The organism is Falsiroseomonas sp. E2-1-a4, assembly GCF_051433165.1.
In the GTDB taxonomy this organism is placed as follows: Bacteria; Pseudomonadota; Alphaproteobacteria; order Acetobacterales; family Acetobacteraceae; genus Falsiroseomonas.
Genome location: NZ_JBHMFS010000012.1, coordinates 50,550 through 64,067 on the forward strand (window position 1 = coordinate 50,550; position 13,518 = coordinate 64,067).

At 70.4% G+C, this 13,518-nt stretch carries 16 protein-coding genes; 8 read left to right on the forward strand and 8 right to left on the reverse strand.

What is annotated here, in order from left to right:
• Positions 1–37: 37 nt before the first annotated feature.
• Positions 38–163: an LPS translocon maturation chaperone LptM gene (locus tag ACFHNC_RS14420; protein ID WP_437169922.1), complete on the reverse strand. Its 126-nt coding sequence runs from the start codon at positions 161–163 to the stop codon at positions 38–40.
• Entirely contained in the window at positions 160–1,554 is a 1,395-nt protein-coding gene (gene argH / locus ACFHNC_RS14425; RefSeq protein ID WP_437169923.1) for an argininosuccinate lyase, read from the reverse strand. The genes ACFHNC_RS14420 and argH overlap by 4 nt, the downstream gene beginning before the upstream one ends.
• 17 nt (positions 1,555–1,571) lie before the next feature.
• On the opposite strand from argH, the gene ACFHNC_RS14430 reads away from it, so the two are divergent.
• The 3 genes from ACFHNC_RS14430 (at position 1,572) to ACFHNC_RS14440 (ending at position 4,498) form a co-directional block, all read left to right on the forward strand.
• A complete protein-coding gene (locus ACFHNC_RS14430; protein WP_437169924.1) occupies positions 1,572–2,159 on the forward strand; it encodes a TlpA family protein disulfide reductase in 588 nt (195 codons plus the stop codon).
• 17 nt (positions 2,160–2,176) lie between these two features.
• Positions 2,177–3,412 (forward strand): aminopeptidase, encoded by a 1,236-nt coding sequence (locus ACFHNC_RS14435; protein ID WP_437169925.1) that lies wholly within the window; start codon positions 2,177–2,179, stop codon positions 3,410–3,412.
• 108 nt (positions 3,413–3,520) lie between these two features.
• On the forward strand, positions 3,521–4,498 hold the full coding sequence (locus ACFHNC_RS14440) for a cyclase family protein (RefSeq protein WP_437169926.1): 978 nt from the start codon (positions 3,521–3,523) through the stop codon (positions 4,496–4,498).
• 42 nt (positions 4,499–4,540) lie between these two features.
• Here the strand turns inward: ACFHNC_RS14440 and ACFHNC_RS14445 are convergent, their stop codons facing one another.
• From ACFHNC_RS14445 to ACFHNC_RS14455, 3 genes are all read right to left on the reverse strand, one after another.
• On the reverse strand, positions 4,541–5,272 hold the full coding sequence (locus tag ACFHNC_RS14445; protein WP_437169927.1) for an SDR family NAD(P)-dependent oxidoreductase: 732 nt from the start codon (positions 5,270–5,272) through the stop codon (positions 4,541–4,543).
• Positions 5,273–5,287: 15 nt separating this feature from the next.
• Complete coding sequence (locus tag ACFHNC_RS14450; RefSeq protein WP_437169928.1) at positions 5,288–6,880, reverse strand: GMC family oxidoreductase; 1,593 nt, start codon at positions 6,878–6,880, stop codon at positions 5,288–5,290.
• Between the two features lie 64 nt (positions 6,881–6,944).
• On the reverse strand, positions 6,945–7,943 hold the full coding sequence (locus ACFHNC_RS14455; protein WP_437169929.1) for a Bug family tripartite tricarboxylate transporter substrate binding protein: 999 nt from the start codon (positions 7,941–7,943) through the stop codon (positions 6,945–6,947).
• 166 nt (positions 7,944–8,109) lie between these two features.
• Between ACFHNC_RS14455 and ACFHNC_RS14460 the strand changes: the two genes are divergently transcribed.
• Entirely contained in the window at positions 8,110–8,562 is a 453-nt protein-coding gene (locus tag ACFHNC_RS14460; protein ID WP_437169930.1) for a cytochrome c, read from the forward strand.
• A 74-nt stretch (positions 8,563–8,636) separates the two neighbouring features.
• On the opposite strand, the gene ACFHNC_RS14465 is transcribed toward ACFHNC_RS14460, so the two are convergent.
• Positions 8,637–9,353: a cytochrome b/b6 domain-containing protein gene (locus ACFHNC_RS14465; protein ID WP_437169931.1), complete on the reverse strand. Its 717-nt coding sequence runs from the start codon at positions 9,351–9,353 to the stop codon at positions 8,637–8,639.
• A gap of 109 nt (positions 9,354–9,462) precedes the next feature.
• Between ACFHNC_RS14465 and ACFHNC_RS14470 the strand changes: the two genes are divergently transcribed.
• Positions 9,463–10,134: a hypothetical protein gene (locus ACFHNC_RS14470; RefSeq protein WP_437169932.1), complete on the forward strand. Its 672-nt coding sequence runs from the start codon at positions 9,463–9,465 to the stop codon at positions 10,132–10,134.
• A gap of 4 nt (positions 10,135–10,138) precedes the next feature.
• On the opposite strand, the gene ACFHNC_RS14475 is transcribed toward ACFHNC_RS14470, so the two are convergent.
• On the reverse strand, positions 10,139–10,936 hold the full coding sequence (locus tag ACFHNC_RS14475; protein WP_437169933.1) for an alpha/beta fold hydrolase: 798 nt from the start codon (positions 10,934–10,936) through the stop codon (positions 10,139–10,141).
• A gap of 11 nt (positions 10,937–10,947) precedes the next feature.
• On the reverse strand, positions 10,948–11,748 hold the full coding sequence (locus ACFHNC_RS14480; protein ID WP_437169934.1) for an SDR family NAD(P)-dependent oxidoreductase: 801 nt from the start codon (positions 11,746–11,748) through the stop codon (positions 10,948–10,950).
• Between the two features lie 107 nt (positions 11,749–11,855).
• On the opposite strand from ACFHNC_RS14480, the gene ACFHNC_RS14485 reads away from it, so the two are divergent.
• The 3 genes from ACFHNC_RS14485 to ACFHNC_RS14495 all read left to right on the forward strand — a co-directional run bounded on the left by ACFHNC_RS14485 (position 11,856) and on the right by ACFHNC_RS14495 (position 13,517).
• Positions 11,856–12,626 (forward strand): DUF3750 domain-containing protein, encoded by a 771-nt coding sequence (locus tag ACFHNC_RS14485; protein ID WP_437169935.1) that lies wholly within the window; start codon positions 11,856–11,858, stop codon positions 12,624–12,626.
• A gap of 139 nt (positions 12,627–12,765) precedes the next feature.
• Positions 12,766–13,212 carry a Rap1a/Tai family immunity protein gene (locus tag ACFHNC_RS14490; RefSeq protein ID WP_437169936.1) on the forward strand — a complete coding sequence of 149 codons (447 nt, stop codon included), beginning with the start codon at positions 12,766–12,768 and terminating at the stop codon, positions 13,210–13,212.
• A gap of 17 nt (positions 13,213–13,229) precedes the next feature.
• Positions 13,230–13,517 carry a hypothetical protein gene (locus ACFHNC_RS14495; RefSeq protein WP_437169937.1) on the forward strand — a complete coding sequence of 96 codons (288 nt, stop codon included), beginning with the start codon at positions 13,230–13,232 and terminating at the stop codon, positions 13,515–13,517.
• Position 13,518: the final 1 nt, after the last annotated feature.

Below are 13,518 nucleotides of genomic sequence, written 5' to 3' on the forward strand. Positions count from 1 at the left end.
TCCCTATTCTGGGGGCACGGCCCGCACACGCCAAGCGCTACCGGCTCGGATAGGTCCGTGGATAGGTGACCGCCTCCGCCGGGCCGGGCGGGCGGATGCCGCCGGCACGGCCGCAGGCGGCCAGCGTGCCGGCCACCAGGAGCAGGGCGATGAACAGCCTCATGCGAGCTTCTCCTGCCATTCGGCTGCCATCCGCACCACATTCGCCGGCGCCGTACCGCCGAAGGAGGTGCGGGACCGGACGGAGGCATCCACCGTCAGCACGTCGAAGACGCCCTGGCTAATGCGCGGTTCCACCTGCTGCATCTGGGCAAGGCTCAGCCCGGCGAGGTCCACCCCCGCCGCCTCCGCCATCGCCACCAGTTTTCCGGTCACGTGGTGGGCGTCGCGGAAGGGGAATTTCAGCTCCCGCACCAGCCAATCGGCCAGGTCGGTGGCGGTGGAGAAGCCGGCGCCGGCGGCCACCTTCAGCCGCTCCAGCTGCGGCACCATGTCGCGCACCATGCCACCCGTGGCGGCAAGGCACAGGGCCAGGGTCTCGGCGGCATCGAAGATGCCTTCCTTGTCCTCCTGCATGTCCTTGCCATAGGTCAGCGCCAGGCCCTTCAGCACGGTCAGCATGCCCACCAGCGCGCCGAACACGCGGCCGGTCTTGCCGCGCACCAGCTCCGCCGCATCCGGATTGCGTTTTTGGGGCATGATGGAGCTGCCCGTGGTGAACGCATCAGACAGCTTCACGAAGCCGAAATAGGGGTTGGTCCAGATCACCACCTCCTCCGCTAGGCGCGAGAGGTGGGTGACGCACATGGCGCAGGCGAACAGGAATTCGGCAGCGAAATCGCGCGACGCCACGGCATCCAGGCTGTTACGCATCGGCCCGTCGAAGCCCAGCGCGGCGGCCGTCATGTGCCGGTCGATCGGGAAGCCGGTGCCGCACAGCGCGGCGGACCCCAGCGGGCTTTCATTCAACCGCTTGCGGCAATCGGCCAGCCGGCCGCGGTCGCGGGACAGCATCTCGACATAGGCCAGCAGGTGGTGGCCGAAGGTGGTGGGCTGGGCGGGCTGCAGGTGGGTGAAGCCCGGCATCACCGTGCCGGCATGTTCCGCGGCGCGGGCCACCAGGGCGCGCATGACGTCCGCGATCTGCCGGTCCAGCCCATCGATCGCATCCCGCGTCCACAGCCGCACATCCAGCGCCACCTGGTCGTTGCGGCTGCGCGCGGTGTGCAGGCGCTTGCCGGCCTCACCGATCCGTTCCGTCAGCCGCGCCTCGATGTTCATGTGGATGTCCTCCAGCGCGTCGCTGAAGACAAATCTTCCCGAATCAATCTCCTCGGCGATATCCGCGAGGCCATGGCGGATCGAAGCCTCGTCCTCGGCGCTGATGATCCCTACATGCTTCAGCATCGCCGCATGGGCGAGGCTCCCGGAAATGTCCTGGCGCCACATCTTGCGGTCGAAGCCGATGCTGGCATTGATCTCCCGCATGATGGCGGAGGGGCCTTCGGCATAACGCCCACCCCAGAGGTCATGGCTCGCACGCTGTTCGGTCACGGAGGAGGTCTTTCGAGGTGTCTTGGAAATCCGGCAGCCGCCGCGCCCTGTTGGGGGCCGCGACCGGCGCGACCCTACTCGCCACGACGGGGGCACGCCAAGCGGCGGCGTCAAATGGCCTGCAACGCATGGTCGAACACCCGGAGCCGCGGCCCCTGCCCGAGGGTCTGTCCTTCACCGATGCCGAGGGCCGGCCCTTCATGTTCGAAGCATTCCGCGGCAAGGCGCTGGTGGTGAATTTCTGGGCGACCTGGTGCCCACCTTGCGTTGCCGAGATGCCGGCGCTGGACCGGCTGCACGCCATGGTCGCCCGTGACGGGATCGAGGTGCTGGCCCTGTCCAATGACCGCGGCGGCCGCGCCCAGGTGGAGCCCTTCTACCAGCGCACCAACCTACGCCACATGGCCATCTGGCTGGACCCGCGCGGTGCGACCGGCCGCGCGCTGGCCGTGCGCGTGCTGCCCACCACCATCCTGATCGACCGGCGCGGCCTGGAAGTTGCCCGCCTGATGGGGGAGGCCGAGTGGGACCAGCCTGAGCTCGTCGCCGCCATCCGCCGGTTGACCCGCACCCCGGCCAGCGCTGAAACCAGCACCCGCACCTGATTTAGGACGTCTCTGCCATGACCGATTTCGCCACGCGGCTCGACAGGCTGGCGGCGCTTGCCGTGAAGGTGGGGCTGAATCTGCAACCCGGGCAGGAACTGGTGATGACCAGCCCGGTGGAGGCGCTGCCGCTGGTGCGCCGTATCGCCGTGCATGCCTACCAGGCTGGCGCCACGCTGGTGACGCCGCTGATCGGCGATGACGAGGTGGCGCTGGCCCGCTACCGCCACGCCGCGCCGGAGGCCTTCGACGTCGCCCCCGGCTGGCTGTTCGAGGGCATGGCCCAGGCGTTTCGGGGTAATGCGGCGCGTCTGGCCGTGGTGGGCGAGAGCCCGACCCTGCTGGCGGGGCAGGACCCGGAGAAGGTGGCGCGGTCCAATCGCGCGCGGTCGATCGCCTATCGCCCGGCGCTGGAGCTGATCACCAGCTTCGCCATCAACTGGAACCTGGTCCCCGCCTCCACCCCCGGCTGGGCGCGCGAAGTCTTCCCGGGCATTCCCGAGGACGAGGCGGTGGCCAAGCTGTGGGACGCAATCTTCGCCGCCTGCCGCGTCGATGTGGCGGACCCGGTGGCCGAATGGGCGGCGCATAATGCGCGGCTGCATGCGCGGACGAAGTACCTCAACGAAAAGGACTTTTTGGAACTGCGCTACCGCGGGCCGGGCACGGATCTGACGCTCGGCCTGGCGGATGGGCATCTCTGGGCGGGCGGCGCGGAGCCGGCGAAGAACGGCATCACCTGCAACCCGAACATCCCGACCGAGGAGGTATTCACCACCCCGCACCGCCTGCGCGTACACGGCACCGTCCGCTCCACCAAGCCGCTGGCCTATGCCGGCACGCTGATCGAGGACATCGTGGTGCGCTTCGAGGAAGGCCGCATCGTGGAGGCCCATGCCTCCAAGGGCGAGGAAGTGCTGCGCAAGGTGCTGGAGACGGATGAGGGCGCGGCACGGCTGGGCGAGGTGGCGCTGGTGCCGCATTCCTCCCCGATCTCGGCCAGCGGGCTGCTGTTCCGCAACACGCTGTTCGACGAGAATGCGGCGAGCCACATCGCCCTCGGCCAGGCCTACACCACCTGCCTGCGGGATTCGGTGGGCGTGCCGATGGACCGGCTTTCGGCGCGTGGCGCCAATGCGTCCCTGATCCACATCGACTGGATGATCGGCAGCGGCGCGCTGGATGTGGATGGCGTGACCAAGGATGGCGCGGTGGAGCCGCTGATGCGCAGCGGGGAATTCTTGGCGGTCTGAGCTTCCCAGCAAATCCGCGCGACGAGCGTTCTGCGCGCGGATTCTGCCTTAGCGTCCCGGTGCCGGCGGCGGTCACAGCCGCCGGCCCAATAACCGGGATGAAACATCATGAGACAGATATCGCGCCGCGGCCTGTTCGGTGCCGCCTGCCTGGCCTGCGGCACCGGCCACCTGGCCGCAACGCCGGTCCAGGCGCAAGGCTGGTCGCCACCCGCCGCCGCGCAGCGCTGCCCCAGCCGCTGGGGCCCGAATGACCGCCGCGGCTCGATGAACCTGATGACGCCGGCCCGCGCGCAATCCGCCTCCAGCCTGATCCGCACGGGGGAGATGGTGGAGCTCGGCCATGTGCTGGCGCCCAGCATGCCCTTCTTCGGCACCAGGCGCTTCGACCTGCACACCAAGCGCACCTTCATGAACCCGGAGGGCAATCGCCGCGGCTCCAATGAGGAGATCGTCATCACCGAGATCGGCCAGGTCGGCACCCAGCTCGACGCCTTCCCGCACCAAACCATCGGCGACCAGGTCTATAACTGCGTGGACCTGCCCGGCATCACCGGCCGGTCCGGCTTCACCGAGATGGGGGTGCACACCATCGGCACCGTCTTCACCCGCGGCGTGTTGATCGATGTCGCCGGCGCCAAGGGCGTGCCGATCCTGGGCGATGACTATGAGATCACCGTGGCGGATCTGGAGGAGGCGCTGCGCCGCCAGAACACGCAGTTGGCGGAAGGCGACGCCGTGCTGATCCACACCGGCTGGGGCACGCTGTGGGGTCGCGAGAATGCGCGCTACGTGCGGAGCTGCCCGGGCCTCGGGGTGGCGGCGGCGGAATGGCTGATCGCGCGCAATCCGATCCTGATGGGTGCCGACAATTGGCCGGTGGAATGCGCGCCGTCCAAGACCATGCCCGATGCCTCCCTGCCCGTGCACCAGCTGGCCCTGGTGGTGCATGGCGTGCATCTGTTGGAAAATCTGAAGCTGGATGAGCTGGCGCGCCGGCCGGAACGGCAATTCGCCTTCATGATGCAGCCGCTGAAGGTGCAAGGCGGCTCCGGCAGCACCGTGGCGCCGACTGCAATCTTCTGAAAACAGCAGGCCCGCCGCCGGGTTGGCGGCGGGCCTTGCGGGTCAGGTCTCCGTGCCGCCATTCACCTGCAGCATCTGGCCGTTGATGAACCCCCCATCCGCCGAGACCAGCAGCCGCACCATCGCCGCCACTTCCCGCGGCTGCCCCATGCGGCCGACCGGCACGCGGGCGACCATCTTCTGGCGGTACTCGGTGGGGTTCTCATCCTCGTCATCCGCCGCGATCGGGCCGGGCGAGATGGCGTTCACCGTGATGCCCTTTGGCCCGAATTCCTTGCCCATCGACTTGGTCAGGCCCCACAGCCCGTGCTTGGCGACCGACACCGGCGCGCGGCCGGCATAGCCGTGGATGGCGTTCATGCCGGTGAAGTTGACGATACGGCCCCAGCCGCGCTCCAACATCCCGGGCAGGCAGGCCTGGGACAGCCAGATCGCGGCTTCCAGGTCCACCGACATAACCCGGCGCCAATCCTCGGCGGTGGTCTCCAGGAAGGCCTTGGCGGGGCGGAGCGCGGCGTTGTTCACCAGCACATCGACCGCGCCGAATTCACCGAGTGCCGCGGCGGCGATACGGCCGCAGGCGGCGGGGTCGCCGACATCGCCCATGGCGACCAGGGATTTCACGCCCAGCGCCTTTGCCTCCGCCGCCACGGATTCGGCAGCCGCGCGGTCGGACGATCCGTTGATGACGACGTTGAAGCCATCCCCGGCCAAGGCGAGGGCGACGGCGCGGCCGATATTGCGGCCGGCGCCGGTGATCAAAGCGGTCTTCATGCGACAGAACTCTCCTTAAGCGGCCCGCCGGATGAAATCGGCGCAGCGTTCGCCCACCATCAAGGCGGCGGGCTGAATATTGGGGGATGGGATCAGCGGGAAGACGCTGGCATCGGCCACACGCAGCCCGGCCACGCCGCGCACCCGCAATTCCGGGTCGAGCACGGCGCGGCTATCCGTACCCATGCGCGCGGTGCCGCAGGGGTGGAAGACGGTGCCGGCGGTGGCGCGGATGTTTGCTTCCAGCGCCGCGTCGCTGCTGCCGGCAGGGCCGGGGCGGAGTTCTTCCTCGATCAACCCGGCAAAAGGCGCGCTGGCGGCGATGCGTTGGGACAGGCGGGCGGCGCCGAGCATCACCCGCAAATCATTCGGATGGTCCAGGTAATTGGGCCTGATCACCGGCCGGTCCGCCGGATCGGGCGAGGCCAATGTCAGCCAGCCGCGGCTATCCGGCCGGCAGGGGCCGTAATTCCACATCACCCCCGGGAAGGGATGCAGCCCCTTGCTGTAGTCAAACGTCGAGAAATTGACGAAGAGGATCTGCGCCTCCGCCTCCTCCGCCCCCGGCGTGATGCGAGCGAAGGCCGTCGCCTCCCCGGCGCCGATCGCCAGCGGCCCGGCGCGGCGCAGCAGCCAGTCCAGCCCCATGGCGCCCTTGCGGAAATTGCTGCCCAGGATCTCGTTCAGCGTGCCGCAGGGTTTCGTGCGGAAGATGAATTTGGATATCAGGTGGTCCTGCAGATTGCGGCCAACATCGGGGCTGTGCGCCACGCTCCCGATGCCGAATTCCGCCAGCGCCGCCGCATCGCCGATGCCCGACAGCATCAGCAGCTTCGGTGATTCAATCGCCCCCGCGCTCAGCACGATTTCGCGCGTTGCCCGGAACACCCCCTGCCCGGTCTGCACGCCCACCGCGCGCCCTTCCTCGAACAGGATGCGCTGCACGGTGATGCCGGTCTCCACCCGCAGATTCGGCCGCCGCATGGCCGGGTGCAGATAGGTGCGGGCGGAAGATGAACGAAGCCCGTTGCCGACATTGAGCTGGATCGGCCCGGCGCCCTCGATCGGCCCGCCGCCATTCACATCGCCGAAGCGCGGCAGGCCGGTGGCGACGCAGGCATCCACAAAGGCCTTCGCCGCCGGCGCCAGGCGCTTCGGTTCGCGGACGCGGATCGGGCCTTCCGTGCCGCGCGTCTCGGAAGGCGGTCCCTCCCACGTTTCGAGCCGCCGGAAGAAGGGCTGCACATCCGCATGCGACCAGCCGCGCGCGCCGGATTGCGCCCAGCGGTCGTAGTCATTCGGGCTGCCGCGCAGAAACACCAGGCCGTTGACCGAGCCCGACCCGCCCAGCACGCGCCCCCGCGGCCAATGGATGGCGCGGTCGGCCAGCGCCGGCTCTGGCTCCGTCATGAAGCGCGGATCGTAGCGGCCGGTGCCGAACAGCTTGGCGTAGCCGATCGGCAGGCGGATCCAGGGGTCACGATCCGGCGGCCCGGCCTCCAGCAGCAGCACGCGGCAGGACGGGTCCTCCGACAGCCTGGCGGCAACGACGCAGCCGGCCGAGCCGCCGCCGATGACGATGATATCCGCCACTTCCCCCGCCTGCATCGGCCGGACGCCCCCGTTTCCCTTGTGTCGCAGCCTCGCCGCAAGCGGGCGAGGCCGCAAGCCGTCACGGTTCCAGCTTCACCCCGGTGCGCGCCACCACACCCCTGAACTTTACCACCTCCGCCCGGAAGAAGGCGGTGACATCCGCCGGGCTGTTCGGCCGGGTCCAGGGGGCGACGCCCGCGACCAGCAGGCGTTCGCGCAGCTGCGCCTGGCCCAAGGCCTCCCGGATCGCGGCGTTGAGCTGGGCCACCACCGGCGCGGGCATGTCCTTTGGCCCGATCACGGCGAACCAGTTCTCCAGATCGAAGCCGGGCAGCGCCGTCTCGTTCAGGGTCGGGATATCGGGGAAGGAGGGGAAGCGCTCCATCCCCGTCACCGCGACGCCGCGCACGCGCCCATCCCGCACCTGGCCGGCGGCGGAGGCGAGCACGGCCACCCCCCACTGCGTCTCCGCCTTGGCGATGCTCTCCACCATCTGCCCGCCGGAGCGGTAGGCGATGTGCGGAAAGCGCCCGCCCTGCCCCAGGACATTGACGAACATCTCGGCCGAGAGATGCGGCATGGAGGCGACGCCGGAGGAGGCGAAGGGCAGTTCCTCCGGCACCCCCTGCCGCATCCGCGCCACCATCTCCTGCGGCGAGGTGACGGGCAGGTTGGGCTGCGCCACCACGATCATCGGGCCGGTGCCGACCATGGCGATATGCGTGTAGTCCGCCACCGGATCGTAGCGCGTGCCGCCGACGATGGCAGCCGGCGCCAGCGCGTGGGAGGATGCCTCCACCAGCATCAGCACATGGCCATCCGGCGCCTGGCGACGCAGCCAATCGGCGGCAATGATGCCGGCGGCACCCGGCCGGTTTTCCACGATCACCCGGCCATTGGTGCCGAGCGCCGGCCCCAGCCGGTCCGCCAGCAGGCGGGAGGTGATGTCCGTGGACCCTCCGGGGGAGAAGCCGACGGCCAGGTTGATGGTCCGGTCCGGGAAGGCCCAGGCCGGCGTGGCCAGGCCGGCGGCCAGCAGGGCCGCGCCCATCCCGAGCGCGCTGCGTCGCAGAAGCATCTTGTTCCTCCTTGGATTTTTCTTGACCCGGGAGCCTTGCCCCAGCCGCGCGCCAGGGCAAGGGGGCTGGCCGAACATGTCCAAATGCAACGCGGACGACAGCATCGTTGCGGCCCCGGCGGCTTGCTGGCACCTTCGATGCGACCCGATCGGAGAGGATCAAGGCATGCGTGGGTGGATGATGGCGGCCGGCGCGGTAGCGGTGCTCGGCATGGCTGGCGCGGCGGTGGCGCAGGATGTGGTAGCGGAACGCCGCGCCGGGCTGCGCGGTATGGGCCAGACGATGGAAGCGGTGGCGGCCACCGTGCAATCGCGCGGCGATACCCGCGCCCTGGTGCCGCGGATCGAGGCGATGTCCGCCTTCGTGCAGACCCTGCCCAATTTGGTGCCGACCGCCAGCCTCACCCCGCCGCAGCCGCAGGGCACCCAGCCGGGCCAGACCCGCGCGCTGGCCGCGATCGATTCCGACCGCGCCGGCTTCCAGACCCGGACGGACACCATGCTGACGGCGCTGGCCTCGCTGAAGACCGCCGCCGAATCGGGTAGCATCTCGCCCGACCTGCTGCGCAGCACCGGCGGCACCTGCGGCGCCTGCCACCAGCAGTTCCGCGCCCGCTAGCCACAACTTGAAGGCCCTCTCCCCCCAACAGGGGGAGAGGGTTGGGTGAGGGGGGCATCACGCGCGCCCGCCCCTCACCCGAAGGCGCTGGCGCTGCCCTGCGCCTGTCCCCACTGCACCAGCGCCCAGACGGCCACCGCCGCCAGCGCCAGCAACACGGCAGCCAGCCAATTGCTGCCCATGCGCGGCACCGGGCCGCGATATGCCACCGGCAGGCGCAGCGCGCCGGTGATCATAGGCCCGACCAGATTCTGCTTCCGCACCAGGCGATAGGCCAGGATCGCGAGAATATGCAGCACCGCCACGCCGACGATCACCCAGAACACTCGCAGATGGATCGAGGTGGCCAGCGCGCTGGTCGAGGTATCGACCGCGCGCGCCAACGGGCCGCGGGTGAAGATCTCATCATCCGCGAATAGCCCACTGCCCGCCTGCGCCAGCAGCAGCCCCAGCATCACCAGCACCATCCAGCCGCCGGCGGCATTGTGGCCGATCTCGATCGCCGCCTGGCGCCGCCGGAAATGTCCGAGATGGCGCAGCCCCTCCAGGGGTGAGGCGAGGAAACTGCGGAACCGCGCGGTGTGGCTGCCGACGAAACCCCAGGCGATGCGGAACACCAGCAGCGTCAGCAGGGTGTAGCCGGACCAAAGATGCAGGTCGAAGCGATGCGTCTCCGCCGTCCACCAGGAGAACGGGATCAGCAGCACGATCAGCCAATGCACCATTCGAATCCAGGGGTCCCAGACCTTCAGGCGGCGGGTGCCCGGCAAGGCGTTCGTCTCGCGGTCCATCGGGCCTCCTCGTCGCTGCAACGAAACCGGTGTGGCGCGGCGCGGCGCGGGCGGCAAGTTTCAGAAGGTGACGCTTGCGCGCGGCGCCACGGCGCGGCCTTTTGCGCGCATGTCCCTGCCCGCATCGATCCCTGTCTGGCTGATTCCCGGCGCGCTGGCGCTGGCCCTCACCCTGGTCCTGGCCCTGTTCAGCCGAAAGTGGCGCGCGGCTGGCACCATCGCGCTGGGCGCGGGGGTGCTGGCGGGGTGGTGGTGGCTGTTCGGGGCGCTGCCGGCCTCGCCACGTCAATTGCCGGAGAGGCTGCCGCTGCTGGCGCTGGCGATGCTGGGCCTGGTGGCGCTTGGGCTGGCGTGGCGGCGGGCGCCAGCGTGGCTGTTGCCGGGGCTGGGCGTGCTGGGCGCCGGTTGGTGGATGGCGGGCGCACCGCGCAACCTGCCCGACCTGATGCAGGCGGCGCCGGTGCTGGCTGGCGTTGCCCTTTACGCGCTGCTGGCGCTGCGGCTGGCCCGGTGGCGCGCGGTGCTGGCGGCGGCGTTGATGGCGGGTGGGCTGGCGCTGGCCGGGCTGCCGGGGCCGGCGCTGCCGCTGGCCCTGGTGCTGCTGGGCGCCAGCCTTGGGGCGATGGCCGGGCCGGGGGCTCCGATCCTGGCCGCCCTGCCCTTCGCCGCGGGGCTGGCGGCGCTGGCGGCCCTGCCGGTGCTGGCGCGCGGCACGCCGCTGGATTGGGGTATGGCCCTGCTGCCGCTGGCCGCCCTGCTGCCCTGGCCGCGCCGCCGCTGAGTGTTCAGCCGAACAGGAAATCCCGCACCAGCGCCGCCGAGGCATCCGGGTCCGAGGCCGCGACGTGGTAGCTGTCATTCTCCACCACCACGAGGCGGGAGCCGGCGATGCGTTGCTGCCACGCCCGCACTTCCTCCACCGAACCGAGGCCGCTGCCGGTGGTGGTCACCACCAGCGTCGGCGCGCGGATGGCGCCCACCTCCGCCGTCACATCCACGCTCGGCACCATCTGAAGGAAACCCTCCAGCGTGGAGGCGGCGGTGCGGCCCATCATCTCCGTCCACCAGGCCAGCGCCGCCGCACTCATCAGCGTGCCCATGCGGCCGGCATTGGAGGCCGCGACCCAGGCGGGCACGCCCTCCGCCGCGATCTGCGCCCGCCAGCCGGGTGTGCGCCCGGCCATGTTGGTCAGGGATGCCGGGCCGCCGAGCACCGCCAGCTTCGCCACCAATTCAGGATGCCGCGCCGCCACGGCCAGCGCGATGGTGCCGCCGATCTTGCCGCCCACCAGATGCACGCGCGCCACGCCCAGATGGCCAATCAGCGCCACCACATCCGCGACAAGCCGGTCGAAGCGCCAGGGGTGGTCGGCCGGCATCGGCGTCGATCCGCCATAGCCGCGCAGATCCAGCCGCACCACGCGCGCCTGGCGCGACAGGGCGGGCACGAAGGCGCGAAACGCCTCCCCGCTCTCGGCCAGGCCGTGCAGCAGCAGCACGGTGGGGGCGGGCGCCCAGGGGTCGGTGAAATCGTCCACCGTGTAGGCCAACGTGACGCCGGGCGAGACCTCGAAATGGGGCATGGTGGGCGTCCTCAGATGCAGCGGGTGCCGCCGCCATCGATGTCGATATTGGTGCCGGTGATGAAGCCGGCGCGGTCGGAACAGAGGAAGGCCACCAGGCCCGAAACCTCCTCCGCCGTGCCGAGCCGCCCCATGGCGACGGAGGCGATGGCGGCCGCATTTTCCGCCGCCGGATCCCGCCCGCTGCCCGGTCCACCCAGGGCCGCGCCCTGGCTGATCAGCGCATCCCAGCGCGGGGTCGCGATCGGGCCGGGGTTGACGCCGACCACCAGCACATTATCCGCCGCGCAATCCTGCGCCAGCGCATGGGTGAAGCTGAGCAGCGAGGCATTCACGCTCGACCCGACGATATAAGTCGCGCGCGGCTGGTGGCCGGAGCGGCCGATGATGTTGATCACCCGCCCCCAGCGCCGCGCCCGCATCGGCGGCACCAGCAGCCGCGCGCAGCGCATGTAGCCCATCAGCTTCAGGTCGATGGATTTGCGCCAGGTGGAATCATCGCTGTCGGCGATGCGGCCCATCGGCGTGGCGCCGGCATTGTTCACCAGGATGTCGATGGCCCCCAGCGCCGCCTGCGCCTGCGCCAGCGCGGCCTCCAGCGCCGCGTCATCCACAAGATCCACGGCGATCGGCACGGTGCGGCTGCCGGTCTCGGCGGTGATGGCGGCGGCGGCCTCGGCCAGGCGGTCGGCGCCGCGCGCCAGCATCGCCACGGCCACGCCCTCAGCGGCCAATTCTCGGGCGATGGCGCGGCCGATGCCCATGGAGGCGCCGGTGACCAGCGCCGTCCTGCCCTTCAAGCCGAGTTCCATGGCCCTGCCCTTCCCCGTTTCCAGCCAGCACAGGCCGCGCCCGGGCGCCGGTGTCAACCAGGGGGACGCTTGCGCGGCGCGGCGGTGCACCACAAATCCGCCGGGACATGCAGATCCTGAAAACCGCCCTGATCCTGTTCGCCCTGTTCTTCCTGCTGCCGCTCGGCGTTTCCGCGGCGATCTACCAATGGGACGGCATCGGCCCATCCTGGCGGCTGGCCGACCGCAGCAGCGCCGGGCTGCTGCCGCCGGCGGCGCAACAGCCTGAGGCAGTGGTGCGGGTATTTGCCGCCCCCACCGTGCGCTGGCGCGGTATTTTCGCCGTGCATAGCTGGGTGGTCATCAAGCCCGAGGGGGCCGATGCCTATACCCGCTACGACTACACCGCCTGGGGCGACCCGATCCGCGTCAACGGATTCGAGGCCGATGGCCGCTGGTTCGGCCGGGCGCCGCAACTGGTCTTCGCGGCGGATGGGCCGGATGCCGCAGCCATGATTCCCCGCATGCAGGCCGCCATCGCCGAATATGCCTGGCGGAACCGCGGCGACTACCGCGTCTGGCCCGGCCCCAACTCCAACACCTTCGTCGCCGCGGTGCTGGATGCGGTGCCGGGGGTGCAGGCGACGCTGCCACCGAATGCCATCGGCAAGGATTTCCCGCATGACGGAAGCTGGCTGCGCTGGACCGGCTCCGGCACCGGCGTCCGGCTGACGCTGGGCGGCTATGCCGGGCTGACGCTGGGCTGGGTGGAGGGGGTGGAGGTGAACATCCTCGGCGCCGTCGCCGGGCTGGATCTGCGCCGCCCGGCATTGAAGCTGCCCGGGCTCGGAAGGCTGGGGCTGGACCCGGTGCCGGGCGTCGCCGCGGCGCAGCCGTAAAGGCGATCGTTCCAGGAAATTTGAAAGGGCGGTGAACGAACCGCGAGGGGTTGCGTTGTCACCAGGATGCTTGCGTAGCCGGCGCATGATGCCGGCTGCCGGGCAGGAACTTCGACTCCACTTCCCAAGGAAGGAAACGATGATGCGCCTAGTGGCAACAGCCGCCATACTTGGCCTGCTGGCGGCCCCGGCCGCCCTGGCCCAGGGGCAGCGCGGACCGGACCAGGAGCCCAGCGTCACCGACCATGTGCAAACCGTACGCGACCTGGCCGCCGTCTGCGACCCCGGCGTGCGGGGCATGCGCCGGTTCGAGGCGATCGCCTATTGCCAGGGCTTCCTGACCGGCGCGGCACAGTACCATGCGCTGCTCTACCCGGCGGGTGGCCCGGCGCGGCCGCTGTTCTGCGTGCAAAGCCCCGGCCCCTCCATCGCGGAGACCGGCCTCGGCTTCGCGGCCTGGGCGCGGGCCAATCCGCGCTTCGGCAATGAGCCGGCGCTGGATGGCTTCTTGCGCTACGCCCAGGCGGAATTCCCCTGTGCGACGCCGGCGTCCAACCGGGCGCGCCCGACCCGCCCGACCCGCTGAGCGAAAGGAAACCCATCATGCGCGCCTTGCGCCTCGTTCTCCCCCTGGTCGCCGCCTTTGGCCTTTCGGCCTGCGCCGACATGAACCCAACCCAGCAGCGCGTCGCGACCGGCGCCCTGGGTGGCGGCGCCCTTGGCGGCGTCATCGGCTCCTTCAGCGGCAATGCCGGCCTCGGCGCGCTGCTGGGTGCTGGCGCCGGCACGGCCGGTGGCTTCCTGTACGACCAGTCGCAGCCCCGCTACGACGATCGCCGCGCCCCGCAACGCGATTACCGCCGCGACGACGACCGGCGCTACTGGCGCTGAG